The organism is Methylacidimicrobium sp. AP8 (genome assembly GCF_903064525.1).
In the GTDB taxonomy this organism is placed as follows: domain Bacteria; phylum Verrucomicrobiota; class Verrucomicrobiia; order Methylacidiphilales; family Methylacidiphilaceae; genus Methylacidimicrobium.
Map to the genome: position 1 here is coordinate 501,026 of NZ_LR797830.1, position 25,961 is coordinate 526,986.

A 25,961-nucleotide genomic window follows, 5' to 3' on the forward strand; every position below is an offset into this window, starting at 1 on the left:
CCGAGCGAGCGAGGCGGAAGCCGCCGCTCCGCTCCCATTCTAGCAGGCCAAGGGCTCAGGGGCCAGAGCGATGCCCCCCTCCGGGTTTCCGCTAGCCGGGGGAGCGGGCGAGGTGGGCGTAGGCCGGACGGCTCTGCAGCCGGCGATCGGGGACTCCCCGGCCGACGGCGAAGTGGTAGAGGCTCTGCCAGGGGAGCCCGCGAATGCCGGCCAGATCGTGAAGGGCGTCGTCGAAGTAGCAGCCGATGCCGGTTCCCTGGAGCCCGGCCGCCTCGGCCCCGAGGTAGAGGAGTTGGCCCAGGAGCCCGCATTCCCAAAAGAGGCGGGGATAGAACCAGGGCTGCTCTCCGACGCCGGAAAGATCGGCGAGCATGGCAAGGGCGAAGCAGCCGCCGGAGGCGATGGTCTGGTAGCAGCTGATCTTGGCAGCCGCCTCGCGGAAGTCTCCCAGCGCGAGCCGGCGGAAGGGGAGAGCCTCCGGAAAGCCGGGTGGGGCCTGCCATGCGAATTCCGGGCGCAGCTCCCGGCGGAGGGGGGCTTCGTGGGCCGGGGAGCGGAGGAGGAGGTAGAGTCCGGGAGCGAGGCCGCCGACCCGATGGACGAAGAAGAGGACCGAGACCCGCGGCCTCCACGGCAGGAGGGCGAAGGGGAAGCCGTCACCCCGGGGCAGGAGTTGGGAGAGGAGCCGGAGGAAGGATTCCCGGGGGATCGGGGTCTTGCCGTCCATCGCTAGCGCGCTGCGGCGCCGGCGGAGGAGAAGGCTCGCCCCTTCCGAGGGTTGCGGGCGCACCACGGGCGGGACGGGGAGAGGCGGCGGCGCGGGCTCGCCCGGCCACCCGCCGGGATAGGCGGCTGACGCGATCGCCCGTTCGAGGAGCGGCCAACGGACATGATCCGGAGAGAGGCGGTTGGGTTTCCCCAGGGGAGGCAGGCCCCGCAGGGCGGCGAGAAGGGTCGAGGGGAGCCGGAAGCTCCGGACGGCCTCCTCCGGCGGGCGGCACCGGTCGGGAAAGATGCCCAGCAGGCAGTCGGCATGCTCGGCTTCCGGTCCCCGCTGGTCTTCCAGGGCCAGGAGGGAAGCCAGCTCGGCCTCGCCCACTGCGGGCAGGAGCAGCGCGCGCCAGCCGCGGATCCGTGCGGAAAAGGCGAGGGTGCCGAGCGCATGCCCGAGGTCATGGTGGCAATACCGGAAGGCCCGCTCTCCGTACTTCCACGCTTCGCGCCAATAGATCGTGCTCAGGCCGACAAAAAAGGCTCCCGGAGGGAGGCCGGCGGCCAGCTCCTCCCACTGGTCCGCCCGGAGCAAACGGCGGGCCTCCAGGCTGTGCCGGAGGGGGGAATAGTGGAAGACCCCGGCGCTTTCGATCCCGGGAAGGGGGGGAAGGAGGAGGTAGCCTTCGGTCGGGTGGAGGTTTCCGCTCGAAGGATTGACGCGCAGCGACCAGGGCGGGGCGTGGGGCGCCTGCTTCCAGGCCGAAAGGGCGAGGCTCTCGTAGAGGAAGCGGCTCAGGGAGAGACGGGAGAGGGGTGCGGGATCCGGAGGCCGATCCCAAAGACGCTCGTAGCCGGGTCCCGGTTCGTCCGGCGGGAGGGCGAGCGGGATCTCGGGACTGCCTTCGTAACGGCGGAAGGGATCGGGCTGGGTCTCCCAGTCGAGGAATCCGGGGCCGTCCGCGTAGCGGGAGAAGGAGTGCTTGGAAGCGGCGTGGTAAGCGAGGATCGAAAAGGCCATCGGATGCCTTTCCAACGTTGCGAGGAACGGCCCGGAAAGCAATCCTCCAGGGCCCTGTCGGGGCCGTCCCGCCCTCGCGTTCTTGGCGGTCGGAGAAAGCCGCCGCGGTCTTTTCTCTTGGGCCCGCTTTACGTGCTTGCGCCGGCCGCCGCAGCCTCGGACGCTTTCCGGCCGGGTGCCTCTACCGGGCGACCCGCCGCCAATGGAGCCGTTCGAGGAGGGCTGTGGGAATCAGGCTCTTGAGCCGGCTGGAGCGGATGTGCCGCCCGAGCTCGTGATCGAGGTCCTCTTGGCTGGTCAACCAGTTGAGCATCAAGACCCGCCTCTCTCCTTCGAAGAGCCGGTGGCCGTGAAAGGAGCGATCGGAGCGGCGGAAGACCAGCAGGGTGCCCCAGTCGGGAGGCAGCTCGACGGCGACATCCTCGATGTCGTGGCTGCGGAGGAGCCGGAGCCGGCCGCCGTCGGCTTCCCACCGGCTGTTCAGATACAGCAGGACGGTGATGATCTTGTTCTCCGAATCGGTGTGCACCTGGCCGTCGCGGGGCCCGCAGCGGCCGCGGACCGTGATCATGATGGGCTTGCCGTCCAGGGGAACGGAAAACTTTTGGGAGACCGCGTCGCGGAAGGGAGCGGATCGGAGCTCTTCGAGGAGCGCGGCAAAAAGCGGGCCGTAGCGAAGGACCTGGACGGGAAAGACGCCCGGCTTGTCGATCGCGGGAAACTCCTTCTCGAGAGCGGGGCGAATCTCCGCGGGCAGGAAATCCCGCACGATGACATATTCAAAGGGATCGGTGGCCAAGGGGGCCCCGGACAAGGCATTCAACCGCAGCAGGCTAGCCATGGCTTCCCTCCGTTTTCCCGCAGGATCGGAGATCCTCAAAGCCGCGACCGGAGTGTAACTCCGGTCCGGCAAGGCAACAAAACGAGTTTGTCTTCATTATTGACCACCGGCGGGCCGGGGGAAGAGTGCCGGCCGATCCCGCCTCCTTGGCCCGCGACGGCCGAGCAGCTGATCGCCCGGCAGGAGAGCCTGCGCCGGGAAGGAACGGAGCCCTGGACGCCGCCCGGCGGCCCGATCCGGATCGCCGGCTGCTTCGCCTGCTTCTCCCGGGGAGGGCGGGCGCGGGCTATGCCGGGGAAGCGGGCTGGGCCGCCGCTGCCCTCCTCCACTGGGCGAGCTCGTCGGTGCCGCCGTGGCGCGCGGGGTGGCGGGCGCTCGGTACGAGCCGGGGCTTTGGCTCTTCGGGAGGGGCCGCTCTTGGAGGAGGCGATCGCGAAGCTGCGGGCGCGGCCCGAGCTGCTGCTGGTCGACGCGACCGGCCGCGACCACCCGCGCGGAGCCGGCCTGGCGCTCCACTTGGGCGCCCGGCTCGGCCTGCCTTCGGTCGGGGTGACCCGCCGCCCGCTCCTGGCTTCCGGAGCCCCCAGGACCCGCCCGAGGATCGCTTTCCCCGCTTACCCTGGACGGAGTCGTCGTCGCCTATTGGGTGCGGACGAAAGCGGGCAAGGCGCCGCTGGTCGCTCATGCCGGCTGGCGGACGACGGCCGAGACGGCCGCCGGAATCCTGCTGGCCTTGACTCCCCGGTACCGCACTCCCGAGCCCTTGCGCCAGGCCCGCCGGCTCGCCCGCGAAGCCCGGTCGGCGGAGGCAAGCGGAAGCTGAGAAGCGGGGCGACGGAGCGAAGCCCGGTTAGACCAAGCCTATTTCGGCAAGCAGCCGGCGGAGGCAGGGATGCCTCTCCGCCGCTCGTCGGACTCCGTCCCAACCGATGCGCTTCGCAAGGCTTTTGCGATCCATCGGCTTTTGATATTCTGGCCACTTTTGTCGTAACCGGCGCTCCGCATCGGCAGCCGTGGAGGGGTTTTCATTTTCGCAGCCGGGGAGATGGTGCAGGAGGAATCCTTCGTGGTTCGGGATTTGCCAGAGAAGAAAGATCCCCTCCTTTTGGGCGAGTTTTTGGGCGCGTTGCCGGATGCTTTCGGCTTTCTTGCGGATCCTGCTGACCGCGGTCGTCTCGATCCAGGAGGATGATTCTACCTTTCGGGTAGTCGTGTTGGTGAATCCGTTGAATGGCTTTTCGCACCAGTGCTTCCGGATCCCCGGCTCCCGGGTTGAGGACGTCGGCCCTCAGGGTCACCGCGAGCCCACGCTCATTAATCAGGTCCTGGAGCAGGGCGACGTAGGCCTGTTCGCTGTCGCCCTCGCATCCCACGTAAATTACCTTCCTTCGCGGTCGCGGAGGCGCGCGTCGATTCCGCCGGCCCTTCTTCATCCAATGTTCGGGAGCGCTCCGTAGCTGCCCCTGTGGTAAGCGCGGAAGAAGTTTTCGCCGCGGCGCACATTCTTGACGTCCGCCAGAGGGAAGACTTTCGTAAAGCCGGAAGCATCCTTTTCACACAGAACGATCTCTTCCTTTTGCAGCTCTTCCAGAAGGGCCGTGTTTTGACAGGTGAAGAAAAGCTGCCCGTTTTTCGGATTGCGTTCCGGATGGCGGAACCAGCGGAGGATTTCCTTTAGGACATCCGGATGGATCGAGGCATCGAGCTCATCGATGAGGGCGCAGCCCCCGGTGCGGAGTGTCCACCAGATAAGCGGGAACCAGCGGAGGAACGATTGCGTCCCATGGCTTTCCCACTGCCACGGCAGGAAGTCCTCGAGGCCGTCGTGGCGGAACTGAAAGAAAAGGGGTCCTTCCGCCAACCGGATTTCATTAAAGCCCAGGTCCAGGCGTCGCGCTTCCCGGTTACAGGCATCGAGAAGCTCTTTCGACTGGCGGAATTGGCCCGCGATCCGGTCGGGGGAGGGATCTTCCTTGAAGATTAAGAGATTGGAAAACACTGTTCGGAGCGCTTGTTGCAGGGCGAGCGCTACCTTGTGGCCGAATTGCGCGTAGGTCGAGAGGACGCTGACATCGGGGCGAAGCGTTTCGGCGAGCTTCCCGAGGCCGCGTAAAGGAAAAAACCGGCTCCCTTTGACGCCTTCCTTTTCGGTCCGCTCAAAAACGCGAAACCGCTTGCGGGCGCGATGCGGCCGGAAGAAAAGGTTTTCCTGCACCACGGCATCAGAGTTCCGGCGCCGCGCGATCTGGAGCTCATAGCGGTAGACCCCGGAACCGACGTCTCCGTGGGCGGATGGTGGAAAGCGCGGCATCCCGCCGATCTCGATCGCCAGCCGTGCCGGTTTCCCGAGCCAGTCTCGGCTCTGAAACAGAGCGAAAGGAAGATGCTGGCCGGGAATTAGCTGAAAACTATCCCTGGCGAACCAAACCAAAAAGGCGATCGCCCGTAAAAAGGTGGTCTTCCCTGAGGCGTTCGGCCCGAAAACGGCGACTAGCTTCGGCGCGCGCTCCTCGGAGCCGGGATAGATCGGAGCGACGGAGGCGTCGTCCACTCCGGCCCTCGCATGCAGATCGATGGTCAGGACCGGCCCGATGGAATAAAAATTCTCGATTTCCAGCCGGAATATCATGGTTCAGCGCGTGGTGTGAAGCCGATTTCGGCAACTTTACGTCGATTCGGCGGATATACAAGAAGCATTCGCAAATAAACGCCGAGGTACAGCCGTGGGGAAGCTGCCGGAGGCGGAGGCGAAGGGCGGAAGGATCCGGGCGAGCTTCGGTGTCTGCGCTCGTCGAGGGGCTTCCCGACCGACGGCGTTCCGCGACCTTCCCGATTGCCCGGATCGCAGCCTGCCTGGGACCGTTCCTAAAACCATAGACAATCATTCCCCTACCAGGGGAGATCGTCCAGGACGTCGGCCGAACAGTGCTGCCGGCGGTTCGCGTGCCGGGGTTTCGCCGGCAAAGTCCGGGTAGCGCCCGATGCCCGCGATTTCGGGAGCAGAGGCGCGGGAGGCAGATGGTTGCCTCCCGACCGGGCATGCGCTGCATGCGCCGCTTTGAGCCTCTTCCGAACGTCCGCCTAGAACGACCATACATGCTTCGCCCGATTCCTCGCGGGTAGGGCGAAGGTGAGATGGCCGCCATTGCGGGTCGGCACGACCGCCTCCCGCACGGACGGGCGCTCGGATAGGCCCAATCCTCTCCGGGCGACGGCGTAGGCCGCGCCCTGGTGAGAACCGATGCCATGACGGCGCGCGTGGTTGACCGCGCCGATCACGGAAGTGTAGGCCGGGTCGACTTCGATCCGTTAGACTCCGGCACGAAAGGAAGCCGCCTTGAGCATGGAGATCGTCTTGGCGTAGGCGAAGGATGAGAGCGAGCGAGCCCGGACGCCATCGACCGCCTCGAGCTCGGCCCTCCGCTTGCGAAGATCCAATCGCTCGATCACGAGCGGCTTGCCCGATTCGGCGCAGGCCCGGGCGATCTGCCGGCACGCATCGCCGATCGCGGCTTTCGCCTGCTCCTCGCTCTTCCCATAGAGATGCAATCCGATCCGGCGGATTTCCACGAGATTCCCGAAGCGATCCGTTTCGGCCAAGGCAAGATGATCCGGGTTGCTGTCAACGCCGATCGCTCCGGCAAGGCGGCGTGTCACCAGGGCAACCGGTTGCGCCTCGACGCTTGCGAACACCCGCCACCCCTTCCGGTCCCGCACGAAGCGGTAGCTTACGGCAGCTCCCTCCGGCTTGCGGACGAGCTTCCCGGTCTTGGTTGTTCCGGTCACGACCCGGCCGACGGAGAGGGCCTGGAGGATTTCCTCCTGGCCGTAGGCCAAGCGCACGCCTTCGAGCACCAGGTGTTTGCTCGTGCTTCCCCATCCGTTCGGCAGCCGCAACCGCAGCCGCAGGCTGCCGTCCGGAGCGACTGCGGCTTGGCAGGACTGGTTGCCCGAGGCCTCGTCCTTCGATCCGAGCACGAAGAACTGGCTGCTCCGCTCCGCCTGCCAATCCTTCTTCCATGCGGCATGGTCCGCATAGCCGTTCTCTTCCCGGGCAAACTGCTTGCGGAAGAGGCGTCGGGAACCGAAACAGAGCCGGACCCGGCCGGACTCCTGATCGGCCAGAAGCGCCTCGAGCTTCGCCCGCAGGACGGCAAGCCGCCGCTTTTTCTGGTGCACGACATTCGATCCCGGATGCTTCTTCTCCAGCCGGCCGACCGCCTCTTCCGCTTTCCGGATCCGCCCCATTTGGCTTCCTCGATCAACTCGGGCCGCCTTTCCCGGATCGAGGCGATCTTGCCTTCGAGCTCGACCCGAATGGCGTTGAACTGCCGGGCGGTGAGGCCGAACCGGCGCAGAAACGACCGCTTGAGCTCGTTCAGGGGAACGCCCGCCCGCATCCTGGCGAAAAGAGTCCGCTGCGCCCGCCCGTAAAGCGCCGCATAGGCGTCAAGACACGAAGTCTGCTCATGCGTCAACCTCAACCGGGTCTAGCCGCCATATCTCACCGATAGCGGGCATAGCGGAGGGCAAAAAAGTTGGCAAAAGGGCATAGGAAAGGCCGTCTTTCCCTGGTATAAGTGCGTTAGCAAGACGTTACTACAACCAGAAAAAAGAAACGGCCTTCCATGACAGAGTGTAGCCAAGAGACTTTTGCGTTTACAGCGCATTTTTTGCGACGGGTGGAAGCGGGATTTACCGCGGGTCGGATCTCCAGCGATGGGGGCGCAATTCTGTTGCGGGAAGCGGATCGGAAGATCGGTTTGTTAAGACGGTTAGAGGGTTGCTTCGTGGATCGACGCCATCCGAAACGCATTGTGCATCGGGTACGGGAGATGCTTGCCCAGCGCATTTTCGGGATTGCGATGGGCTACGAAGACCTCGACGACCATGAGCAGTTGCGGACCGATCCGCTGGTTGCTCTCCTGAGCGGGAAAAGCGATCTGGAAGAGGATCTGGCGGGCAAGAGCACGCTCAACCGGCTGGAACTGGTGGGTCGAAGCGAGCGCTACCACAAGATCGACTACTCGGCCGAAGCGATCGACCGTCTTCTGGTCGATCTCTACCTCCAATCGCATCCCCAGCCCCCTGAGGAGGTGGTGCTCGATCTGGATGCGACCGACATCCCCCTTTACGGACATCAGCCGGAGCGCTTCTTCCATGGTTACTACGACTCCTACTGCTATTTGCCGCTCTACATCTTTGCTGGCGATCAACTCCTTGGCGTCCGGCTTCGGCCATCGAACCAGGATGCGTCGGCGGGCTCCCTTACGGAGGTGAGCCGGATCGTGGAACAACTCCGTACCCGTTGGCCCGGAGTCCGGATCGTGCTCCGGGCCGATTCGGGCTTCTGCCGGGAAGAGATCATGGCTTGGTGCGAAGCCAATCAAGTCGACTACCTCTTCGGCTTGGCGCGCAACGAGCGCTTGTGCCGGACCATTCAGGGGTCGATGGAGCAAGCCCGTCGTCTGCACGAGTCGAGTGGCAAGCCGGCCCGCTTCTTTACCGAGTTTGCCTACCGCACCTTGAGCAGCTGGTCGAGGGAGCGCCGGGTGGTCGCCAAAGCCGAGTACCTGGAAAGAGGGGAGAATCCGCGCTTTGTCGTGACCTCTCTCTCCACCGAGGAGTGGCCCGCCCAAAACCTTTACGAGAAGCTCTACTGTGCTCGTGGCGACATGGAGAATCGGATCAAGGAACAACTCCACCTCTTTGCCGACCGGCTCTCGACCGCGCAAATGGCCAGCAACCAACTTCGCCTCTACTTCTCGGCTCTCGCTTACACCCTGGTCGAAGCGCTGCGACGGCTCGGTCTGCGAGGAACGGACTGGGCCGAGGCCCAGGTCGACACCCTCCGGATCAAGCTCTTTAAGATCGGCACGCTGGTCCGAGTCAGCGTCCGCCGCGTCTTCCTCTCGATGAGTAGCGCCTATCCTTGGAAGAGCCTCTTTACTCACGTCTTCCGAGTGCTGCGTTGTTGAGCAGGTATCAAAACCCCACCTCTTCTCCTTCCGCAAAGCCTACGATCGGGCGGAGCCTTGCTCCACAACCGGCTTTTTGCGCTTTGCAGCGCTCGCCTTAAGGCAAATCGAATGAAAATCTTGCTCGATCCTGCCTCATGAAGAGCTCTGCGCGGCCGGAACTGCTCGCAAGCGACTCAACCGGCACCTCTCTCCCGCGAAAGCTCGCACTGGTGAGAAATGGCCGCTAGCTCCCGAGCAATCCGCTTGGTCCCCCAACCCAGATCCTGTAAGGCCACCATCCGACCCACTTCCTCCGGCTCCAGCATCTCCTCCCTCCTGCTGAATGGCAGAAGATGCTGCCCTTCTTCCTTTCCCAGGAACACCTCCTGTTGTCGTCAGGGGGTCAATTCCCGATGTCGTCAGGGGGTCATTTTTGGCTGTCGGCTGACAAGCTCAGGCTTCGGCTTGCCTTGGTTGACATGCCAGAAGTCATGCTCGCATCGGCCAAGGCCTCTCGATCGCGCGCGGCACATTTCCCGTGACCCCTGGACGGCGAATACCATCGCAGCAGCAGTTTCGATGGCAAGAAAGGGTTGCAACAGGGACGTAACGGCTGCCGCTGTCAGCGAAAGGCAAAGCGACTTACGCTACGATAACCAGAGGACAGTATTTCTGTGAGTCGAAAAAGCTCTGGGAGCCGGCTGTGGGGATCGAACCCACGACCCGCAGTTTACAAAACTGCCGCTCTGCCGCTGAGCTAAGCCGGCGGAAGGAAAGCCGATCGATCGTAGGTCGGCGGAGAAGCGATGTCAAACGGCTGCGGGTGTTTCGATCGCCCGCCGGGCAATCAGGGAAAGACCGAATGATGATCGGGGAGAAAGACCTACCGCGGATAGCTGTTGACTGTCCCTCGCCGGGTTTTGACAAGTCCAACGAGCTTTCGCTAAAGTTCATCATTCTTGCAATCGTATCGACTCGGGAGATGAGGAAAAAAAACGGCGGAAGAAAAAAGAATCCGAAACCGAAGCAGGATCAGGCGCTCCCTCCGGAAAACTCTGCTCCGCCTCCTCCGGAGCTACGGACTTGGGGCTCCGGGCTCTTCTCGAGCTTGGCCCAGCGTCTCCCCTGTCGCCGGATCCATGAGTAAGGATCCAGCGTGTTCGGCCCCGCCCGGAGGGTTTCTCGGGATCCCCGGCCGCGGCTTCGTGGAGAAGCCGATTTGCTCTTGCCTCGGAGGGGAGGTCCGATTTGGGATGTGGGCATGATCGGCCTTTCCCTTCCGGAGAAGGAGGAGCAGAGACGGCTGCTTCGGCGGCTGCTGGCCGCAGCGGGCGAAGAAGAGCGAGCGGCCGCCAGCCGGCGGATAGCAGAGCGCTTGCTGGCGCTACCGGAGTGGCAGGCGGCTCGGGTCGTGGCGCTGTACGCGTCGTTTCCCAGCGAGCCGGACACCGACTTTCTTTTCGAGCGGGCCCGGGCCGGCGGCAAGCGGGTTCTCTATCCGTTCCATCGCGGCGCCGGCCGCAGCCTCGGCTTTGCGGAGGTGGAAGCGATCGCATCGCTGCGGTCCGGGCCGCTCGGTTTCCGGGAGCCCCCTCCGCGGGCGGAGCTCCGGAAGCCGGAGGCCGGGCTGGTGCTCGTTCCCGGGCTGGGATTCGACCGGCGGGGAACCAGGCTGGGAAGGGGCGGCGGTTATTACGACCGGACGCTGGCGGAGCTCGGTCCGGGGGCGCTCCGGGTCGGGCTCTTCTTTTCCTGCCAGGAGCTTCCGCAGGTGGCGTCCGACGGGCACGACCAGCGGTTGGATCTCATCGTGACGGAAGAAGAGACGATTCGTAGCCGGAGAGGCTGAACCGGAAAGGGGGAAGGGGAGATGGCCAGCGGCTTTCTTGCCGGTCGGGTGGCGATCGTGACCGGGGGGAACAGCGGAATCGGGAGGGCCGTGGCGCTGGCGCTGGCGGGCAGCGGCGCCTCGGTCGCGGTGGCCGCCCGGCGGGTGCAGGCGTGCGAAGAGGTGGCGCGCCTGTGCGGAAAAAAGGGAGGGGAGGGGATCGCGATCCCGACCGATGTCCGGCGGGAAGCGGAATGCGAGCGGTTGGTCGAGCGGGCCGCGGGCTGGAAGGGGAGGCTCGACATCCTGGTCAACAATGCGGGTATCGGACGGTTCGCCCCGGTGGCCTCGCTGTCGACGGCCGATCTGCGGCAGATGGTGGAGACTAATCTCTACGGCACGTTCTGGTGCAGCCGGGCGGCTTTCCCGCGAATCGCGTCCACGGGCGGGGGATTGATCTGCAACGTCGCCTCGCTCGCCGGGGTGGATGCCTGGGCGGAAACCGGCGGGTACAGCGCCACCAAGTTCGGGATCGTCGGCTTGACGCGCGCCCTGGCCGACGAGGGGAGAAAGTGCGGGGTGAAAGCGGTTGCGATCTGCCCGGCGCTGGTCGCCACTCCGATGACGGGGGTCTCGGGTGCCGATTACCTCCAGCCGGAGGATATCGCGGAAACCGTGCTCTACCTGCTCCGCCTCTCGCCGGCCGCTTGGCCCGGCGAGATCGTCCTGCGCCGGCGGGGCGCCGAGTAAGAAGCAGAGACCTGGTCTCGGCAAAAAGCGGTAGCACTTTTGGCTAGGAGAGGTAATCTCTGGCGTTAGATGCCCTCTTCCAAGTTGGATCCGCTGACCGATGAGCCGAGTGACGAACAGGGCAGCGCCTTTCAGGCGAACACGCGGCTGGTCCTGGCTCTCTGCCTGGCGGCGCTGGGCATCTGGACGATCCGCAGCTTTCTGGTCTCGATGTCCTGGGCGCTGGTGATCGCCGTCGCCTCGTGGCCGCTCTACCGCTGGCTCTGGTCGCGCGCGCCCCGATGGATGCGCGGAATCGTCCTGCCGCTGGCCTTCACCTTGGTCGTCGGGGTGGCGCTGATCGCACCGCTGACCTACGCGGCGATCAAGCTCGGCGAAGAGGCGCGGGTCCTGGCCCGCTGGCTGGCGGCGATCCAGAAATCGGGTCTCCCGGCACCGGAGTGGCTGAACCGGATCCCGGCGTTCGGAACCTGGCTCTACTCCACGTGGAACTCCTCCTTGGGCAGTCCCGGGGCAGCGCAGATGACCCTCGGGCACTTGGATCCGGCTTTCATTCTCCGTTGGACCCGGACGGTGGGTGTCCAGATGCTGCGTAGGGCGGAGGTGCTCGGCTTCACCCTGCTCACCCTCTTTTTCCTCTACCGCGACGGCGAATCCTTGGGGAAGCAGGCGCTCCGGTTCGCCCGCAGGCTCGTGGGAAGCCTCGGGGTCGAATACGCGCGCCACTGCGTCTTGGCGATCCGGGCCACCGTGAACGGTCTGGTGCTGGTGAGCATCGGGGAGGGCATCCTCTTGGGGATCGCCTACGCGATCATGGGGATCAGCGATCCGGTCACCCTCGGTGGCCTGACCGGCATCCTGGCGATGGTTCCCTTCCTGGCCCCTTTGGTTTTCGGAGGGGTGAGCATCATGCTCTACGCCAAGGGGAGCGCGCTCGCCGCGGTGGGGCTCTTTCTCTTCGGCTCTCTTGTCCTCTTCGTCGCGGATCACTTCATCCGACCGGGGTTGATCGGCGGGGCCGCGCACCTTCCCTTTTTCTGGGTGCTCCTCGGCACGTTGGGCGGCATCACGAGCTTCGGCCTGCTGGGGCTTTTCCTCGGGCCCACGGTGATCGCGGCCCTTCTGGCCGCCTGGCACGATTTCATCGGCCGGACGGCGGACCCCTACGAGGCGGGCTCTTCGGCAAGGACGGGCTCTGCGTAGAAGGTATGCCCCGTGGTCTCCACCAAGCGCACCGGAAGGAGCTCTCCTCGCCAGCGCTCCTCGGCCCGGACGAGAACTAGGTGGTTGCCGCGGGTCCTCCCTTGGAAGCGGTGGGGCGACTTCCGGCTTTCGCCTTCGACGAGGATCTCCACCTCCCGCCCGAGAAGCCGCTTGGCTTTCCGGAGAGCGATTTCGTCTTGGAGCGCGAGCAGTTCCTGGTTGCGGCGCCGCTTCTCCTCTTCGCCCACCTGGGCGCCGAGCGCAGCGGCGCTCGTTCCGGGACGGGGCGAGTAGCGGAAGATGAAGGCCTGGTCGAATTGGACCTCTTCGACGAGCGCCCTTGTCTGGGCGAAGTCTCGCTCTTCCTCTCCCGGGAAGCCGACGATGATGTCGGTGGTCAACGTGGCCTCGGGAACGGCGGCCCGGATCCGGTCGACGAGGCCGAGGTAGCGGGAGCGGGTATAGCCCCGGCCCATCGCCCGCAGGATCCGGTCGCTGCCCGACTGCACCGGCAGGTGGACGTGCTCGCAGAGGGCGGGCAGGTCGCGGAGCGCGGCGATCAGATCGTCGCGGAAACCGATCGGGTGCGGCGAAGTGAAGCGGACGCGGGCGATGCCTGGAACCGAGCAGATCCGCTCGAGAAGCTGGACGAAGGGGGAACGGCCGCGGACCGTGGGGAACTCCCGGCGGCCATAGAGGTTGACGATCTGGCCCAGGAGCGTGACCTCACGGACGCCCTGGTCGGCGAGCGCGCGCACCTCGCGCTCGATCTCCTCCATCGGCCGGGCCCGCTCGGGCCCACGGGTCACCGGGACGATGCAGAAGGCGCAGCGCATGTTGCAGCCCTGCATGATCGAGACGAAGGCGGAGGCTTTGCGGGAGAAGGGGAGATGATCGCGGATCTGGTTCTGCGAGCCGGCCTCGGCCTCCACGTCGAGGATCCGGAGGGGCTCCCCCGAGGACCGCGCCGCGGAGGCGGTCCGGGAGGCGCGGATCCGCTCGACGAGGTTCGGGGCCTCATGAAACTTCTGGGTCCCCAGGACCAGATCGGCTTCGGGGAACTGCCGCAGGAGCTCCGCGCCCCGGCGCTGGGCCATGCAGCCGAGGAAGCCCAGGATCAGGCCCGGGTGGAGGCGCTTGCGCGCGCGCAGCGCGGCCATCTTCCCGCAGGCCTTTTCCTCGGCCATGTCCCGCACCGAGCAGGTGTTGAGCAGGATCACGTCGGCTTCTTCCTCGGAGCGGGCGATCCGGTAGCCGCGGAGAAGGAAGCGGTGGAGCACGGCTTCCGAGTCGCGCACGTTCATCTGGCAGCCGTAGGTCTTGACGAAGACGGCGGGAGCCGCCGGGTCTTGTGGCCTTCCCTCGTTCATCGGGTGTGTCCGCTCGGCGCCCGCCCGGGGATCCTCCGCTCCTTCCGGCCGGGTTGCCAATCCCAATGCGCAAGCATACAAGATTGAGAGCAAGGTGTCGCATCCGGAGACTATTGTCGAGGCCCGGCATTATCGAAGCGGGGAAGTGATTTCGGTGGAGCTGGATCCGCCCCTCTACCGGAGGATCGCGCCCGCCGCCCGCCGCGATCGGCGGAAGCTCCCGTGGATTGCCCCCGGATTGGTCGACGTCCAGGTCAACGGGTTCGGGGGAGTCGATCTCAACGGCCCTCCGATCGGCCGGGAGGAGTGGCGGCGGCTCTGCCGGAGCCTGCTGGCGAACGGCTGCACCCATTTTCTCGCGACGGTGATCACCCGCCCGTCCGACTCCTACCGGGAGCTGCTGCCGGCGCTGCGCCGGCTGCGGGAGGAAGAACCCGCCAACTGCGCCGGATTCCATCTGGAAGGACCGTTCCTCCGCCCGGAAGCGGGGTATGCCGGGGTCCATAACCCGCGCTGGATGCGGCCCGCCGACCCCGACTGGGTTTGCCGGGCGCAGGAGGAATGCGGCGGCGGCTGCCGGGTGATCACGGTGGCTCCCGAGGCTTCGGAGCGGGGGATCGATCTGGTGCGCGCGGCCGTGGGCGAGGGCATGCGGGTGGCCATCGGCCATTCCGCCGCCATGGGTTCGGCGCTCGAGCGGGCGATCGAGGCGGGGGCCTCCCTTTGGACGCATCTGGGCAACGGGTTGCCGCACCTGCTGCCGAAGTGGGAGAACCCGCTCCTGCACGCCCTTGGATCGGCCCTCCCGTACGCGAGCGTCATCGCCGACGGGATCCATCTGCCGCCGCACGCCTTCCGGGCGGTGGCGCTGAGCTTGGGGAGCGGCTGATCCTGATCACCGACGCCATCGCGGCGGCGGGGAGGGGGCGGGCACCTACCGGCTGGGGATCGGCTGGTCGAGGTGGATGAGAGCGGAAGGGCGGTCGACCGCGCCTCCGGCCGGCTCGCCGGGTCGACGTTAACGCCATGGGCCGGCGTGTTTCGCGCGGCGGGTTACCTCGGCCGTCCTTGGGCGGAAGTTTGGGAGGCGTTCTCGGTCCGGCCCGCGCGCTGGCTTTCGCTCCGGCATGGGCTGGAGGAAGGGGCGGAAGCGAGTTTCTGTTTGCTCGCAGACGAGCCGGAGCCGCGTCTTTTGGCGACCTTTCTCCGGGGGGAAAAGGTGTTTGCGGAGGAGGAGGGGAAATGACGAGCGAAGCGCAGAGGCGGAGCCTCGCGGAGAAGACCGGGCTGCTGCCCGAAGAGATCCAGCGGATCGAGGAGGCTCTCGGGCGCTCGCCCAACGCCGTGGAGCTGGCCCTCTTCTCGGTCCTCTGGAGCGAGCACTGCTGCTACAAGAACTCGAAACGGGAGCTCCGGAAGTTTCCCACGGAAGGGCCGGGGGTTCTCATCCGGGCGGGCGAGGAGAACGCGGGAGCCCTCGACATCGGGGACGGCTGGGCGGTCGTCTTCAAGATCGAGTCCCACAACCATCCGAGCGCCGTAGAACCCTTCCAGGGCGCGGCCACCGGAGTCGGCGGGATCTTGCGGGATATCTACACCATGGGAGCCCGGCCGATCTGCTTCCTCGATTCGCTGCGGCTGGGCGAGATCCGCAGCCGGGATCCGGCGGCGCGGAACAACCGGCGGCTTCTCCGGGGCATCGTCGGCGGGATCGCCCATTACGGGAACTGCGTGGGGATCCCGACGGTCGGCGGCGAGCTGGTCTTCGATCCCGCCTACAACGGAAATCCCCTGGTCAACGTCTTTTGCGCGGGCGTCGTGCGGCACGACCGGATCCAGAAGGGAGCCGCCTCCGGCGTCGGGAACCCGGTCTACGTCGCGGGCTCGCGCACCGGCCGAGACGGGCTTAAAGGGGCGGCCTTCGCCTCGCGGCTGCTCGGGGCCGACGCCCGCGAGGACCGCCCGGCGGTCCAGGTCGGCGATCCCTTCATGGGCAAGATTCTCATGGAGGCTTGCCTCGAGCTCTTCGCCCGTCCGGGCGTGGTCGTCGGCGTGCAGGATATGGGAGCGGCCGGAATCGGCTGCTCGACAAGCGAAACGGCGGCCCGCGGGGGCGTGGGCATGGAGATCGACCTCGATCAGGTGCCTCTCCGGGAGGCCGAGATGGATGCGGCGGAGATCCTCCTCTCGGAGTCGCAGGAGCGGATGCTGCTGATCCTCCGGAAAGGGAGAGAGGAGGAGGCCGAGGCGGTCTTCGCCAAATGGGGCGTGCCGTTGCGCCGGATCGGGACGGTGACCGGCGACGGCCTGCTCCGTTACCGGCGGAACGGCGCGGTGGCCGCGGAGCTGCCGGCCCGGCTGCTGACCGAGGACGCTCCCGTCTACGAGCGGCAGGCGAAGCTCCCGGTCCGCTCCTCGTCTCCGGTCCCTCCCCGGCCGTCTCTTTCTCTGGCGGAGTGCCGCTCGGCCTGGCTGGCGCTGGCGGCTCTGCCCTCCCTGGCTTCCAAGGAGTGGGTCTGGCGGCAATATGACTGGATGGTCGGGATCCGCACCGTGGTGGGGCCCGGGCGGGCGGATGCGGCGGTCCTCCGTCTTGTCCTGGACGGCAGGAACAAGTTTTTGGCCTTCACCGTGGACGGGAACGCCCGGTTTGCCGCGCTCGATCCCTACACCGGCGGGCGGGCGGCGGTCGCCGAGGCGGTCCGGAACCTCGCGGTCACGGGGGCCCGGCCGCTGGGAATTACCGACAACCTCAACTTTGGCGATCCCTACCGGCCGGAAGCTTTCGGAGAGTTGCGGGGTGCGGTCGAGGGGATGGCGGAAGCCTGCCGGGCCTTCGGCCTTCCGGTGACCGGAGGCAACGTGAGCCTCTACAACGAGTCCCCCGCAGGGGCGATTCTGCCCACCCCGGTGGTCGCCGCCGTCGGGCTGATCGGTCGACAGGAAGAGATCATTCCAATGGGTTTTCAACGGGAAGGGGAGCTGCTCTATCTCCTCGGAGGATGGGGGAGCGGGATTGCGGGGTCGGCCTACGCCTGGGAGCTGCTGGGTTGGCGGGAGGGGGCCGCCCCGGAGGTCTGCTTGCCCGCGGAAATCGCGCTAGCTTCCGCGCTCCGGTCGCTCGGAGCCCGGGGGATCGTCGCGAGCGCGCACGATCTCTCCGACGGAGGGTTGGCGATCGCCCTCTTGGAATGCGCCTTGGCTGGAGAAGGGCGCTTGGGCGCCGAAATCAGCCTGCCGTCCTCGCCGAGCGCGGAAGAGCTTCTCTTCGGGGAGAGCCCGGGTAGGGTGCTGCTGACCGTAGCCGCCGAGGCGGGGCCGGCAGTCGAAGAGGAGTGCATGCGCCGGGGGGTCGAGGCGCGCCGGATCGGACGGGTGGCGGGATCCGGCTTCCGGATCGATCGCGGTCCGGAGCGGATGGAGATCGAGGTCAAGGAGCTGGAGCGGATCTGGCGGGGTGCCCTTCCTGCGCTCATGGATCCCCAGGCCGAGTTTGCCTAGCGGGGCGGCCGGAAGCCTACTCGGCCCGGCTCCTCCCGCGGGCCGGCTCCTCCCGGCGGACGGAAGCCGGGGCCAGGTAGTCGAGGAAGGAGGAGATCACGGCGCGGAGGCGGTGCCGGTGGACGATCTGATCGATGAGCCCCTTCTCATACAGGAACTCCGCGGTTTGAAACCCTTTGGGGAGCTCCTGGTGGGTCGTTTCCCGGATGACGCGGGCTCCGGCAAAGCCGATCATCGCGCGGGGTTCGGCCAGGATGATATCCCCGAGGGAAGCAAAGCTCGCCGTGACACCGGCCATCGTCGGATTGGTCAAAACGGAGAGAAAGGGCATCCGGGCCCGCTTGAGCCGGCCGAGGGCGGCGCTGGTCTTGGCCATTTGCAGAAGGCTCAACATCCCCTCGTACATCCGGGCGCCGCCCGAGGCCGAAACGATGATTACGGGCATCTTCTCCCCGGCGCCGCGCTCGATGGCCCGGGTGATCTTTTCCCCCACGACCGAGCCCATGCTCCCGCCCAAGAACCGGAAGTCCATCACCGCAAGGGAGACCGGTTTTCCTGCGATGCGCCCTACCCCTGAGATCACCGCATCGGAGAGCCCGCTCTGCTTCCGGTAATGGGCCAGACGGTCGGCATAGCTGCGCACGCCTTGGAAACGGAGGGCGTCGACCGAGAGGAGGCCGGCGTCGGCCTCTTGGAAGCTTCCGGGATCGACCAGGAGGGCGATCCGCTCCCGGGCGGAAAGGGGGAAATGGTGGTGGCAGTGCTTGCAGACGCGTTGATTCTGATCCAACTCCTTGGTGTAGAGCATCTGCTCGCAGTCCGGGCACTTCACCCAGAGCCCTTCGGGAATGTCGCGCTTGGGGCCGGAGGGGATACGCGGCGCGGGGTGGGGATTATGGCTCTTGTTCATGGGAAGCGGGGGATCGGCCGCGGGCGCTAGGATCGTGCGACAGCCAGGACGCAGACCGTCCTCGCTCCGTTCTCCCGGAGCCGCGCCGCCGATTCGCGCACCGTCGCCCCCGTCGTGATCACGTCATCGATCAATAGCAGGTTTTTGCCGGCGGGGTCAAAATTCCTTTTCGGCTGGAACGCCCCGGAGAGGTTGTGCTCTCGCCGGGGAGAGGGCAGTCCCGCTTGCGGCGGGGTCGGACGGACCCGGCGCAACGCGTTGCGGACGGGAATACCCTGCCGCTTCCCGAGGAGGCGGGCGAGCTCCTCGGCTTGGTTGAATCCGCGCGACCGCTCCCGAACCGGATGGAGGGGAACCGGAACCAGGGCGTCCCACGGCAGGGTGGCCGCGTAGGTGCGGAAGCCGATTTCGAGGAGGTCGGAGAGCCAGGGGAGCCGATCGATCTGCTTCCGGTACTTAAGCCCCAGGATCGCCTCCTGCACCGCGCCGCCGTAGCGGCAAGCCGCGCGCGCCCAGAGAAAATCGGGGGGGCTCTCCCGGCAGCGGGCGCAGAGTACAACTCCGGGTGCGGCGCAGCGCCGGCAGAATGGGGGCAGCTGCTCCGGGACCGGCCCTTCCTCCGAGCGCGGGGGAAAGACCAAGTCGAGCAGGTCTTCGGCTAGGCGGCCCGTCCAGGCTGCCGCTGTCCATAGCCGATCCATAGGAGGAGTCCGAAGGTCGCCAGGATCGAGGGGGCCCACCACCCGCCGGGAGGGCCCTCGGAACGGGCCGCCAAGCCGTAGAGGAGGGCGACCCAGGCCGCGTGGATGCCCGCCGGCATCCAAAGGGTCCCGGTGACCAGATAGGCCGTCGCGAGAGCCGCCCCGACCGAGAAGAGAAGAAGGCCGTGGGCGTCGGCCCAGGACAGGGAGAGGATGGGAGCCAGGTGCGCGCGGAGGAGCTCCCAGCCGGAGAGGAGGGTCGGCGGGCTTTCCGGAGCCGGCGGGGAGGAGCGCAGGTAGTGGGCCAGGCAGAAGAGGAGGGAGCTAGCCAGGATCGCGGGCAGACGGCCGAGGCCGCGCAGCAGGACGGAAAAGAAGATCCCGCGGAAGAGAATCTCCTCGGTGAGGCCGATCAAGAGCCCGCGTCCGGTCCAGATCCCAAAGGCGTCCGGGCTCCAGTGGAGTGTCGGCGGGTGTCCGGAAAGAGCCGGGAGGAGCAGGGGCAAGAGGCAGGCCAGCCCCGAGGCGAGGCCGAGCAGCCACCCCCGGAGGAACGGACCGAGGACCGGCCGGGCGAAGCCGATGTCGCTCCAGGAGCGGATGCCCATCGGCTTCCGGAAGGGGAAAAGAAGAAGAAGGGCGGAAAACTCGAGCAGGCGCCGGAAGTACCGCCCGGGGTGGGCGGGATAGACAGGGCTCAGGAGGGCATAGGCGGCCGGGGTCAGCAGCGCGGCCGCCAGGAAGATCGTGACCAGGTAGGCGAGGAAGGCGGGAAGGGCAGAGACGGATCGCTCGCGGGGAGGCATGGACGGCTGTGAGCATTCGGGGAACGGGGGACGGTCGCAAGCAGAATGGGGGAAATTCGAAAGCGGCGGGGCCGGCCGGAGGAAAAAAGGGGAGGCCGCCGAGCGGGCGTCCTCCCTTTTGCATTTTTTCTGATGCGCGTGTCGCCCCCGCCACCTATGCTTCAAGGGAAGGTGACGACGACACCCCTGGAATTCGAGAAGACCATTTGGGAGATGGAGCGCGCGCTGGAAGCCATGAAGGCCCGGGCCAAGGAGGATCCGGCCGCTTTGGCCGAAGAGGTCGCCAAGCTCGAGAAGGAGCTGGGGGAGGCGCGTCAGGCCGTCTACACCCGCTTGACGGCCTGGCAGCGGGTCCAGATCGCCCGCCATCCCCAGCGGCCGTACACGCTCGATTTCCTGGAGCGGCTGGCCCCGGGCTTCCTCGAGCTCGGCGGCGACCGTGCCTTCGGCAACGACGCCGCGATGGTCGCCGGCCTCGCGACCTTCGGCGGCCGGAAGGCGGCCTTCGTAGGCCAGCAGAAAGGGAGAAACCTCAAGGAGAACCTGCGGCGCAACTTCGGCTGTCCCCATCCGGAGGGCTATCGCAAGGCGCTGCGGGTGATGCGGCTGGCCGCCACGTTCGGATTGCCGATCGTGGCGTTCATCGACACGCCCGGCGCCTATCCGGGGGTGGGAGCAGAGGAGAGGCACATCGGCCAGGCGATCGCCCAAAATCTGCTCGAGATGTCGGAGCTGCCGGTGCCGATCGTCGCGGTCGTCTTGGGAGAAGGGGGCAGCGGGGGGGCGCTCGGGATCGGAGTCGCCGACCGGATCCTCATGTTGGAAAACGCCTATTACTCGGTCATTTCCCCGGAGGGGTGCGCCGCGATCCTTTGGGAAAGCCGAATCCACGCGCCGGAGGCGGCCGAGGCGCTGCGGCTGACCGCCCAGGATCTCCACCAGATGGGGCTGATCGACGAGATCGTTCCCGAGCCGGAAGGAGGAAGCCACCGGGATTGGGACAAGTCCGCGCAACTGCTGGAGGGCGTTCTCCTTCGCACCCTCGAGGAGGTCTGCGCCCTGGATCCGGGGACGCTGGTGCGCCGGCGGTACGAGAAGATCCGCCGGTACGGCGTCTGGGAAGAAAAGGGCGATTAGGCATGGGGCGGTGCCGAAGGTTGCGGGGCTTCCCGCCTGCGTCCCTGGGAGCCTCCGCCGGGAAAATATCATGTTGTACTGCTTATGCGTTTTGCCATCGTAGCCAGCACCTACCATTCCGAATTCTGCGATGCCCTGGTGGCGGAGGCCGAAGCGGAGCTAAAGGGCCATGAGCTGATCCTCTGCCGGGTGCCGGGGAGCTTCGAGATCCCGCTCCAAGTCCAGCGGTTGGCCCGGACCGGGGAATACGACGCGATTCTTGCCTTCGGCGTGGTCTGGCAGGGGGAGACCGCGCACGCGCAGGAGATCCTGCGCGCGGTGACCGACGCTCTAATGCGGATTTCTCTGGCGGAGGACGTGCCGGTCATTCATGAGGTTCTCTCGGTAAAGAGCGAAGCCGAGGCGCGGGAGAGAACGAGCGGCGCGCTCTCCCGAGGCCGGGAGGGAGCCCGTGCCGCCCTGGCGGCGGCTTCCCTGGGCCGGCGAATCTGAGCGGGTTGCGGAATGGGATGGGGAATGGCGGAAAAAAAAAGGAAGATGTCGCCGCGGAGGACGGCCCGGGTGCGGGCGGTCCAATTCTTGTATCAATGGGGGATCCAGCACCAGCCCGCCCCTTCGCGGAAAAGCCTGGAAGAGTTTTGGACGCTCTGTCCCGCCGGCGAATCGGTGCGCCGGTTCGCCGAGGATCTGATCCTGGGCACGATCGACCATATCGCTTTCCTCGATGAGCGAATCGCGGAATATCTGGAGAACTGGCAGCTCGACCGGCTGGCCGCCGTCGACCGGAGCATTCTCCGGGTGGCTCTCTACGAGCTTTTTTATCGGAGCGGGATTCCTCCGGTGGTCTCGGTGAACGAAGCGATCGAGGTCGCCAAGCAACTGGGCTGCGAGGAATCGGGGAAGTTCATCAACGGGGTCCTCGATCGGGCGTTGCGCGACCTCAATCGCCCGCTTCGGGCGGCCGGGGACGCAGGGGGAGAGGGATGAAGAGCTTTTGGCGAAAGCTGGTCGAAAAATTCTCGCCGGCGGGAGGGGAACGGGTCGACTGGGAGGCGTTGCTGCTCGAGGCCGATCTCGGTTTAAAACTGACCGGTCGGTTGATCCGGCTCTTGGAGGAAGAAGGGTTGGCGCGCAAGCCGCGGGAAGGGGAAGAGCGAATCCGCCGGGAGTTGCGGCGCGTCCTGTCGGCCGAAGCGCCGCCGAGCGTCCCGGCCGGGGAGAGACCCGAGGTCATCCTGCTTGTCGGCGTCAACGGCGGAGGGAAGACCACCACGGCGGCAAAGCTCGCGCACCGCTACGGGCAGGAAGGGAAGCGGGTGGTTCTGGCGGCTGCGGATACGTTCCGGGCGGCGGCGGTCGAGCAGCTTGAAGCGTGGGCGCGGAGAACCGGTGCTCTTTTCGTGGCCGGAAGCCCGGGAGCGGACCCGGCGAGCGTCGCCTACCGGGCGCACGCGGAGGCCGAGGAGAAAAAAGCCCATCTGCTCATCGTCGATACGGCGGGCCGGCTGGCCACCAAGAACAACTTGATGCTGGAGGCGGGCAAGATCCGGCGGACCCTCGCCAAGCGCGATCCGGCAGCCCCGCATCATGTCTGGCTCGTGGTCGACGCCACGGTCGGAACCAACGCGCTCTCGCAGGCGGCGGAATTTCATCGCGCGGTCGGCCTTTCCGGCCTCGTCGTGACCAAGCTCGACAGCTCGGCAAAAGGGGGGATGATCGCGGCGGTCAAGGAAGAGCTGGGGATCCCCACGGTTTTCGTCGGAACCGGCGAGCGGCCCGAGGACCTCGCGCCCTTCGATCCCGACCGGTATGTCGAAGCCTTTTTCGGAGGCTGACCTGGGCTGGATGCGGAGGGCTCTGGCGCTCGCGCGGCGTGGACTGGGCGCGACCAGCCCCAATCCCGCGGTGGGGGCGGTCCTCGTGCGGGAGGGGAGGGTCCTGGGCGAGGGCTTTCATCGCCGGGCCGGCTCGCCGCATGCGGAGGTCGAGGCGATCGAGGATGCCCGCCGGCGCGGCCAGAGCCCGAGCGGCGCCACTCTCTATGTGACGCTGGAGCCCTGCAGCACGACCGGAAGAACTCCTCCCTGCGTCGATCGGATCGTGCGGGAAGGGATTGTTCGGGTCGTGGCCGCGATGGTCGATCCCAATCCGCGCCACCAAGGCCGCGGATTCGCCCTCCTCGCCGGCCGGGGAATCGAGGTTGTCCAAGGTGTGCTGGAGGAGGAGGCCCGGGAGCTCAACCGGGGCTTCGTTCGCTGGATCACCAGCGGCAGGCCGTGGGTCGTGCAGAAATGCGCGCTTTCGCTCGACGGCCGGATCGGCACGCGCCCCGGCGACAGCCGGTGGCTGAGCGGGCCGGAGGCGCTGCGGATGGCCCACCGGCTCCGGCTGGAGGCCGATGCGATCCTGATCGGGGCAGAAACCGCCCGCCGGGACGATCCCGCGCTCACCGTCCGGCTGCTCCGTCGCAAGGTCGAGCGGCAGCCGTGGCGCGTGATCGTGACGCGGAGCGGCCGGCTGCCCGATCATCTCCGCCTGCTGACCGACCCGGCCCGGGAGAAAACCCTCGTCTTCCGAAACTTTCCCCTGCCCATGATCTTGGAAGAGCTCGGCCGCCGAGGGGTCTTGCAGGTGCTGGTCGAGGGAGGCGGCAAGCTGGCCGGGAGCCTGCTCGCCGAACAGCTGGTCGATGAGGTCGCCCTCTTCCTCTGCCCGCTGATCCTCGGAGAGGGGCCGCTCGCGGTGGATGCTCCGGCCCGGTTCTTGGGAGCGCAATTCCGTTTGCGGGAGTGCCGCCGGTTGGGAGAGGATCTCTTCCTCCGAGCGATCCGGAGGGATGGCCGGGAGGTCGATGCGGCAAGGGGAGAAGCGGGACCGGAAAGAATCGGGAAAGGGAAGCGGTGAGGGAGAAGCTCGAATCGGAGATCGGCGATCTGCTCCTTTCCGAAGGAGTGATTCGCGAGCGGGTGCGAGCGCTCGGAGCCGAGATCCGGAATGCGTACGCCCCCGGCTCGTTTGTTCTGCTGGGCCTCCTCAACGGAAGCCTGCTTTTTACCGCCGACCTCTTGCGGGAAGTTCCCCCGGAGACCGAGGTGGTGTTCTGGCGGGTCAAGAGCTACCGGGGAACCAATTCCACGGGGGTCTGCGAAGGGTTGGAAGCCGAAGGCGGGGATTTCACGGGGCGCGCCGTGCTTGTGGTCGACGATATCCTTGATAGCGGCTGCACCTTGCAGGCGGTCGACAAGCGGCTGCGCATCCTGGGCGCCTCCTCGGTCGAGCATTGCGTGCTGCTCGCCAAGCGGAGACCGCGGCTACCGGGAAGCCCGCTCCCTCGCTGGATCGGCTTCGAGATTCCCGACCGGTTCGTCGTCGGCTACGGGCTCGATTACAACGGGCGCTACCGCGGCCTGCGATCGATCCGGGTGCTTGCGGAAGGGAGAATGGCTGCTGGGCTCGGAAATCGAAGGACGGAGTCTTGATGGTAGGATTCTGTTTCGGTAGGCTCGGGAGCGATTTCACGCAAGCGATGGCGTCGTTCGGGTCGAGCAAGCGGCTTTGGATGGTCGCGGCTCTTGCTATTCCGGCGTTCGTCGTGGCGGTGACGGGGTCGGGAGTGCTCTGGAGCAGGAAGATGATCACCGATGCCCGCGTTCGCGAGATCTTCGCCGGCAAGGGAGCGCCGATGACTGCCGACGAGTTCTTTTCCTGGGTGGATTGGATCCGCCAAAAGCGGCCGATGACCCTGGCGGAGACCGAAGCCCTTTTGGGAATCCGCTTTCGGAGGCTGACGCCCAAGGAAGAGTTCCTGTTAGAAAACGGTCCGGAGGATATCAAGTTGCAGGGACCTGAGTACGAAAAGGGCCTGGAAGAGCGGGCGCAGAAAGAGGAGATCGGTGTCGTGGAATTTGCCTCGGGTCCATGGTACTTCTTAGACTTCCATCGAGGGAAGCGGCCGGACTCCTACGCTGTCCTTGGATTCGGGGTGAGGCCGGAGGTGATCCGGATTTCCAAGGGAGCCGTGGTCCGCCATTTGGGCGTGCCGGCCATGCAGTGGGACCCTCCGGTGGAGAACCCGAATGCCACGGGTGCCGACCGCTTTCCGCAGGGCATTGTCCCCAAGAACTTCCAGTGGGTATACGAGAGGAAAAGGGATCAAGTCGTCCTCAATTTTAATGATCAGAGTGCCCGGGACCTCTTGCATGACCAACTTCCCCTTCAAGGAGGCATCATCGAATTGCGGCCCAAGCCAAAGGAGAAAACCTGGTGAAGAGGCCGCAAGCCCAGCCTACGGATCGGAACAATGTCTCTTCCGGGTTAGGAGATCCCGAGGTAGACCGGCTTTTGAACCTTTCTCCCTGCGCCCGGACGATGCTCCAAGAAGCAATCAGCAAAGGATACGAAATCAAGTGGGGAGAAGTCGGCAAAGGGACGTATTGCATTCCCGGAGCCGAACTGGGACGGTTCCGTCGACGCGGCAAGATCGTCATCGATTCGAGTTTGAAGGGAGATCCGGCTCTTGTGGCAAGTGCCCTTTGCCACGAGTTGGGGCATCCGACAGATAATCCTTTCTTGCTCAATCCGGTAGCTGTGAAGATGGCGGAATGGGTGGAGGAGAATCTGGTCCCGTTGGCTGGTCAGGCGGCGTTGGGACCCTTGGGAGGGGCGATCGGCCGGCGGGCCGGCCGGGCCGCCGAAGCATGGATCGAGGATGCCTCCGTCGCCTTCAATACCCGCCAGTGCTTGACCGACGAAGGGCACGCCGACATGAAATTAGCGGCTTGCGTCGCGCAAGCATGGGCTGCTGTCCGGAATTCCGGAGATCGTCGGCTCCAGCAGGAGGTCTCCCGGATGTGGAATGACGGCGACGTAGGGCTGCGGGCCAAGGAAATGGCGCTCTGGAACGCGATGCAAGAGGGGAAAATTACCGCGAAGAAAGCGGAGGAGCAGGTCGGAGAGTACTTCGCGGACCACGAGCATCCGAGCACTGACCTGAAGAAGACGTACCGGAAGCACTATGAGGAGGCTTGGCGCAAGGAGATGGCTCTTCATCCCGAAGCCAATCAGCCGAGGCGGCAACCGGCTCCCGAGGAGTTGGACCGGCTCTTGGCGAATAGCAGGGCGCTTGCTCCGCAGCGGACTTGGGAAGGCCGAGGAACGTGGCGCAGGGATAGCAGTCGATCGGAAGCGCAGGGTCGCGATCGGTAAGGGGCCTCTCGAAAGGC

General features: G+C 66.2%; 26 protein-coding genes, 1 tRNA gene and 1 pseudogene. 17 read left to right on the top strand and 11 right to left on the bottom strand.

Annotated features, from left to right (window positions below):
* Positions 1 to 91: 91 nt before the first annotated feature.
* Both MTHMO_RS02240 and MTHMO_RS02245 read right to left on the bottom strand, forming a co-directional pair.
* Positions 92 to 1,732 carry a SagB/ThcOx family dehydrogenase gene (locus MTHMO_RS02240; protein ID WP_202213341.1) on the bottom strand — a complete coding sequence of 547 codons (1,641 nt, stop codon included), beginning with the start codon at positions 1,730 to 1,732 and terminating at the stop codon, positions 92 to 94.
* Positions 1,733 to 1,913: 181 nt separating this feature from the next.
* The gene (locus tag MTHMO_RS02245; RefSeq protein ID WP_202213342.1) at positions 1,914 to 2,573 is read right to left on the bottom strand and encodes a 2OG-Fe(II) oxygenase; all 660 of its coding nucleotides are present in this window, start codon (positions 2,571 to 2,573) and stop codon (positions 1,914 to 1,916) included.
* A gap of 288 nt (positions 2,574 to 2,861) precedes the next feature.
* Here MTHMO_RS02245 and MTHMO_RS11200 point away from each other — a divergent pair.
* Together MTHMO_RS11200 and MTHMO_RS11085 are read left to right on the top strand one after the other, a co-directional pair.
* A pseudogene (locus tag MTHMO_RS11200) lies at positions 2,862 to 3,086 on the top strand (endonuclease V); the annotation flags it as partial.
* 106 nt (positions 3,087 to 3,192) lie between these two features.
* The gene (locus MTHMO_RS11085) at positions 3,193 to 3,396 is read left to right on the top strand and encodes an endonuclease V (protein ID WP_255535438.1); all 204 of its coding nucleotides are present in this window, start codon (positions 3,193 to 3,195) and stop codon (positions 3,394 to 3,396) included.
* Positions 3,397 to 4,002: 606 nt separating this feature from the next.
* On the opposite strand, the gene MTHMO_RS02255 is transcribed toward MTHMO_RS11085, so the two are convergent.
* From MTHMO_RS02255 to MTHMO_RS02265, 3 genes are all read right to left on the bottom strand, one after another.
* Positions 4,003 to 5,202 (bottom strand): ATP/GTP-binding protein, encoded by a 1,200-nt coding sequence (locus MTHMO_RS02255; RefSeq protein ID WP_202213344.1) that lies wholly within the window; start codon positions 5,200 to 5,202, stop codon positions 4,003 to 4,005.
* Positions 5,203 to 5,654: 452 nt separating this feature from the next.
* Positions 5,655 to 5,852 carry a hypothetical protein gene (locus MTHMO_RS02260; protein ID WP_202213345.1) on the bottom strand — a complete coding sequence of 66 codons (198 nt, stop codon included), beginning with the start codon at positions 5,850 to 5,852 and terminating at the stop codon, positions 5,655 to 5,657.
* A gap of 30 nt (positions 5,853 to 5,882) precedes the next feature.
* Positions 5,883 to 6,821 carry a hypothetical protein gene (locus MTHMO_RS02265; protein ID WP_202213346.1) on the bottom strand — a complete coding sequence of 313 codons (939 nt, stop codon included), beginning with the start codon at positions 6,819 to 6,821 and terminating at the stop codon, positions 5,883 to 5,885.
* A gap of 380 nt (positions 6,822 to 7,201) precedes the next feature.
* Here MTHMO_RS02265 and MTHMO_RS02270 point away from each other — a divergent pair, with 380 nt between their 5' ends.
* Positions 7,202 to 8,551, top strand: a complete 1,350-nt coding sequence (locus MTHMO_RS02270; RefSeq protein WP_202213347.1) for an IS1380 family transposase — start codon at positions 7,202 to 7,204, stop codon at positions 8,549 to 8,551.
* A gap of 176 nt (positions 8,552 to 8,727) precedes the next feature.
* Here the strand turns inward: MTHMO_RS02270 and MTHMO_RS11090 are convergent, their stop codons facing one another.
* Positions 8,728 to 8,859, bottom strand: coding sequence for a hypothetical protein (locus MTHMO_RS11090; RefSeq protein ID WP_255535339.1), 132 nt, complete (start codon positions 8,857 to 8,859; stop codon positions 8,728 to 8,730).
* Positions 8,860 to 9,228: 369 nt separating this feature from the next.
* Positions 9,229 to 9,300 (bottom strand) — tRNA-Thr (locus tag MTHMO_RS02275).
* A gap of 494 nt (positions 9,301 to 9,794) precedes the next feature.
* Between MTHMO_RS02275 and MTHMO_RS02280 the strand changes: the two genes are divergently transcribed.
* The 3 genes from MTHMO_RS02280 to MTHMO_RS02290 all read left to right on the top strand — a co-directional run bounded on the left by MTHMO_RS02280 (position 9,795) and on the right by MTHMO_RS02290 (position 12,314).
* Positions 9,795 to 10,382, top strand: coding sequence for a 5-formyltetrahydrofolate cyclo-ligase (locus tag MTHMO_RS02280; RefSeq protein ID WP_202213348.1), 588 nt, complete (start codon positions 9,795 to 9,797; stop codon positions 10,380 to 10,382).
* 21 nt (positions 10,383 to 10,403) lie between these two features.
* Positions 10,404 to 11,111: an SDR family oxidoreductase gene (locus MTHMO_RS02285; protein ID WP_202213349.1), complete on the top strand. Its 708-nt coding sequence runs from the start codon at positions 10,404 to 10,406 to the stop codon at positions 11,109 to 11,111.
* A 69-nt stretch (positions 11,112 to 11,180) separates the two neighbouring features.
* Positions 11,181 to 12,314 (top strand): AI-2E family transporter, encoded by a 1,134-nt coding sequence (locus MTHMO_RS02290; protein ID WP_202213350.1) that lies wholly within the window; start codon positions 11,181 to 11,183, stop codon positions 12,312 to 12,314.
* Here MTHMO_RS02290 and miaB read toward each other — a convergent pair.
* Complete coding sequence (gene miaB, locus MTHMO_RS02295) at positions 12,275 to 13,684, bottom strand: tRNA (N6-isopentenyl adenosine(37)-C2)-methylthiotransferase MiaB (protein ID WP_202213351.1); 1,410 nt, start codon at positions 13,682 to 13,684, stop codon at positions 12,275 to 12,277. The two genes, MTHMO_RS02290 and miaB, sit on opposite strands and share 40 nt — an antisense overlap.
* 94 nt (positions 13,685 to 13,778) lie before the next feature.
* Between miaB and MTHMO_RS02300 the strand changes: the two genes are divergently transcribed.
* The 3 genes from MTHMO_RS02300 (at position 13,779) to purL (ending at position 17,185) form a co-directional block, all read left to right on the top strand.
* Positions 13,779 to 14,573 carry a hypothetical protein gene (locus tag MTHMO_RS02300; protein WP_202213352.1) on the top strand — a complete coding sequence of 265 codons (795 nt, stop codon included), beginning with the start codon at positions 13,779 to 13,781 and terminating at the stop codon, positions 14,571 to 14,573.
* 72 nt (positions 14,574 to 14,645) lie between these two features.
* A complete protein-coding gene (locus MTHMO_RS02305; RefSeq protein ID WP_202213353.1) occupies positions 14,646 to 14,930 on the top strand; it encodes a hypothetical protein in 285 nt (94 codons plus the stop codon).
* Positions 14,927 to 17,185, top strand: coding sequence for a phosphoribosylformylglycinamidine synthase subunit PurL (gene purL, locus MTHMO_RS02310; protein ID WP_202213354.1), 2,259 nt, complete (start codon positions 14,927 to 14,929; stop codon positions 17,183 to 17,185). The genes MTHMO_RS02305 and purL overlap by 4 nt, the downstream gene beginning before the upstream one ends.
* Positions 17,186 to 17,201: 16 nt before the next feature.
* On the opposite strand, the gene accD is transcribed toward purL, so the two are convergent.
* From accD to MTHMO_RS02325, 3 genes are read right to left on the bottom strand one after another with little or no spacing between them, the layout of a single operon-like run.
* Positions 17,202 to 18,095: an acetyl-CoA carboxylase, carboxyltransferase subunit beta gene (gene accD, locus MTHMO_RS02315; protein WP_202213355.1), complete on the bottom strand. Its 894-nt coding sequence runs from the start codon at positions 18,093 to 18,095 to the stop codon at positions 17,202 to 17,204.
* 26 nt (positions 18,096 to 18,121) lie between these two features.
* On the bottom strand, positions 18,122 to 18,796 hold the full coding sequence (locus MTHMO_RS02320) for a ComF family protein (RefSeq protein WP_202213356.1): 675 nt from the start codon (positions 18,794 to 18,796) through the stop codon (positions 18,122 to 18,124).
* Positions 18,754 to 19,602 (bottom strand): CPBP family intramembrane glutamic endopeptidase, encoded by an 849-nt coding sequence (locus tag MTHMO_RS02325; RefSeq protein ID WP_202213357.1) that lies wholly within the window; start codon positions 19,600 to 19,602, stop codon positions 18,754 to 18,756. The genes MTHMO_RS02320 and MTHMO_RS02325 overlap by 43 nt, the downstream gene beginning before the upstream one ends.
* A gap of 156 nt (positions 19,603 to 19,758) precedes the next feature.
* Between MTHMO_RS02325 and MTHMO_RS02330 the strand changes: the two genes are divergently transcribed.
* The 8 genes from MTHMO_RS02330 (at position 19,759) to MTHMO_RS02365 (ending at position 25,944) form a co-directional block, all read left to right on the top strand.
* Positions 19,759 to 20,739 (top strand): acetyl-CoA carboxylase carboxyltransferase subunit alpha, encoded by a 981-nt coding sequence (locus tag MTHMO_RS02330; RefSeq protein ID WP_202213358.1) that lies wholly within the window; start codon positions 19,759 to 19,761, stop codon positions 20,737 to 20,739.
* 84 nt (positions 20,740 to 20,823) lie between these two features.
* Entirely contained in the window at positions 20,824 to 21,231 is a 408-nt protein-coding gene (gene ribH / locus MTHMO_RS02335) for a 6,7-dimethyl-8-ribityllumazine synthase (protein ID WP_202213359.1), read from the top strand.
* A gap of 45 nt (positions 21,232 to 21,276) precedes the next feature.
* Complete coding sequence (gene nusB / locus MTHMO_RS02340; RefSeq protein WP_202213360.1) at positions 21,277 to 21,726, top strand: transcription antitermination factor NusB; 450 nt, start codon at positions 21,277 to 21,279, stop codon at positions 21,724 to 21,726.
* Positions 21,723 to 22,574 carry a signal recognition particle-docking protein FtsY gene (gene ftsY, locus MTHMO_RS02345; RefSeq protein ID WP_202213361.1) on the top strand — a complete coding sequence of 284 codons (852 nt, stop codon included), beginning with the start codon at positions 21,723 to 21,725 and terminating at the stop codon, positions 22,572 to 22,574. The genes nusB and ftsY overlap by 4 nt, the downstream gene beginning before the upstream one ends.
* Entirely contained in the window at positions 22,549 to 23,643 is a 1,095-nt protein-coding gene (gene ribD / locus MTHMO_RS02350) for a bifunctional diaminohydroxyphosphoribosylaminopyrimidine deaminase/5-amino-6-(5-phosphoribosylamino)uracil reductase RibD (RefSeq protein ID WP_202213362.1), read from the top strand. The genes ftsY and ribD overlap by 26 nt, the downstream gene beginning before the upstream one ends.
* A complete protein-coding gene (locus MTHMO_RS02355) occupies positions 23,640 to 24,218 on the top strand; it encodes a phosphoribosyltransferase (protein ID WP_202213363.1) in 579 nt (192 codons plus the stop codon). Before ribD ends, MTHMO_RS02355 begins: the two co-directional genes overlap by 4 nt.
* The gene (locus MTHMO_RS02360) at positions 24,218 to 25,006 is read left to right on the top strand and encodes a hypothetical protein (protein ID WP_202213364.1); all 789 of its coding nucleotides are present in this window, start codon (positions 24,218 to 24,220) and stop codon (positions 25,004 to 25,006) included. The genes MTHMO_RS02355 and MTHMO_RS02360 overlap by 1 nt, the downstream gene beginning before the upstream one ends.
* The gene (locus MTHMO_RS02365; RefSeq protein WP_202213365.1) at positions 25,003 to 25,944 is read left to right on the top strand and encodes a hypothetical protein; all 942 of its coding nucleotides are present in this window, start codon (positions 25,003 to 25,005) and stop codon (positions 25,942 to 25,944) included. Before MTHMO_RS02360 ends, MTHMO_RS02365 begins: the two co-directional genes overlap by 4 nt.
* Positions 25,945 to 25,961: the final 17 nt, after the last annotated feature.

Bases quoted from the DNA above. Each gene is read 5' to 3' on its own strand.
- ribH (WP_202213359.1), top strand. From the start codon at position 20,824: ATGCGTTTTGCCATCGTAGCCAGCACCTACCATTCCGAATTCTGCGAT.
- ribD (WP_202213362.1), top strand. From the start codon at position 22,549: ATGTCGAAGCCTTTTTCGGAGGCTGACCTGGGCTGGATGCGGAGGGCT.
- accD (WP_202213355.1), bottom strand. From the start codon at position 18,095: ATGAACAAGAGCCATAATCCCCACCCCGCGCCGCGTATCCCCTCCGGC.
- MTHMO_RS02255 (WP_202213344.1), bottom strand. From the start codon at position 5,202: ATGATATTCCGGCTGGAAATCGAGAATTTTTATTCCATCGGGCCGGTC.
- MTHMO_RS02270 (WP_202213347.1), top strand. From the start codon at position 7,202: ATGACAGAGTGTAGCCAAGAGACTTTTGCGTTTACAGCGCATTTTTTG.
- MTHMO_RS02245 (WP_202213342.1), bottom strand. From the start codon at position 2,573: ATGGCTAGCCTGCTGCGGTTGAATGCCTTGTCCGGGGCCCCCTTGGCC.
- MTHMO_RS02320 (WP_202213356.1), bottom strand. From the start codon at position 18,796: ATGGATCGGCTATGGACAGCGGCAGCCTGGACGGGCCGCCTAGCCGAA.
- purL (WP_202213354.1), top strand. From the start codon at position 14,927: ATGACGAGCGAAGCGCAGAGGCGGAGCCTCGCGGAGAAGACCGGGCTG.
- nusB (WP_202213360.1), top strand. From the start codon at position 21,277: ATGTCGCCGCGGAGGACGGCCCGGGTGCGGGCGGTCCAATTCTTGTAT.
- MTHMO_RS02290 (WP_202213350.1), top strand. From the start codon at position 11,181: ATGCCCTCTTCCAAGTTGGATCCGCTGACCGATGAGCCGAGTGACGAA.
- MTHMO_RS02285 (WP_202213349.1), top strand. From the start codon at position 10,404: ATGGCCAGCGGCTTTCTTGCCGGTCGGGTGGCGATCGTGACCGGGGGG.
- MTHMO_RS02280 (WP_202213348.1), top strand. From the start codon at position 9,795: ATGATCGGCCTTTCCCTTCCGGAGAAGGAGGAGCAGAGACGGCTGCTT.
- MTHMO_RS02240 (WP_202213341.1), bottom strand. From the start codon at position 1,732: ATGGCCTTTTCGATCCTCGCTTACCACGCCGCTTCCAAGCACTCCTTC.
- ftsY (WP_202213361.1), top strand. From the start codon at position 21,723: ATGAAGAGCTTTTGGCGAAAGCTGGTCGAAAAATTCTCGCCGGCGGGA.
- MTHMO_RS02265 (WP_202213346.1), bottom strand. From the start codon at position 6,821: ATGGGGCGGATCCGGAAAGCGGAAGAGGCGGTCGGCCGGCTGGAGAAG.
- MTHMO_RS11090 (WP_255535339.1), bottom strand. From the start codon at position 8,859: ATGCTGGAGCCGGAGGAAGTGGGTCGGATGGTGGCCTTACAGGATCTG.
- MTHMO_RS02325 (WP_202213357.1), bottom strand. From the start codon at position 19,602: ATGCCTCCCCGCGAGCGATCCGTCTCTGCCCTTCCCGCCTTCCTCGCC.
- MTHMO_RS02330 (WP_202213358.1), top strand. From the start codon at position 19,759: ATGCTTCAAGGGAAGGTGACGACGACACCCCTGGAATTCGAGAAGACC.
- MTHMO_RS02360 (WP_202213364.1), top strand. From the start codon at position 24,218: ATGGTAGGATTCTGTTTCGGTAGGCTCGGGAGCGATTTCACGCAAGCG.
- miaB (WP_202213351.1), bottom strand. From the start codon at position 13,684: ATGAACGAGGGAAGGCCACAAGACCCGGCGGCTCCCGCCGTCTTCGTC.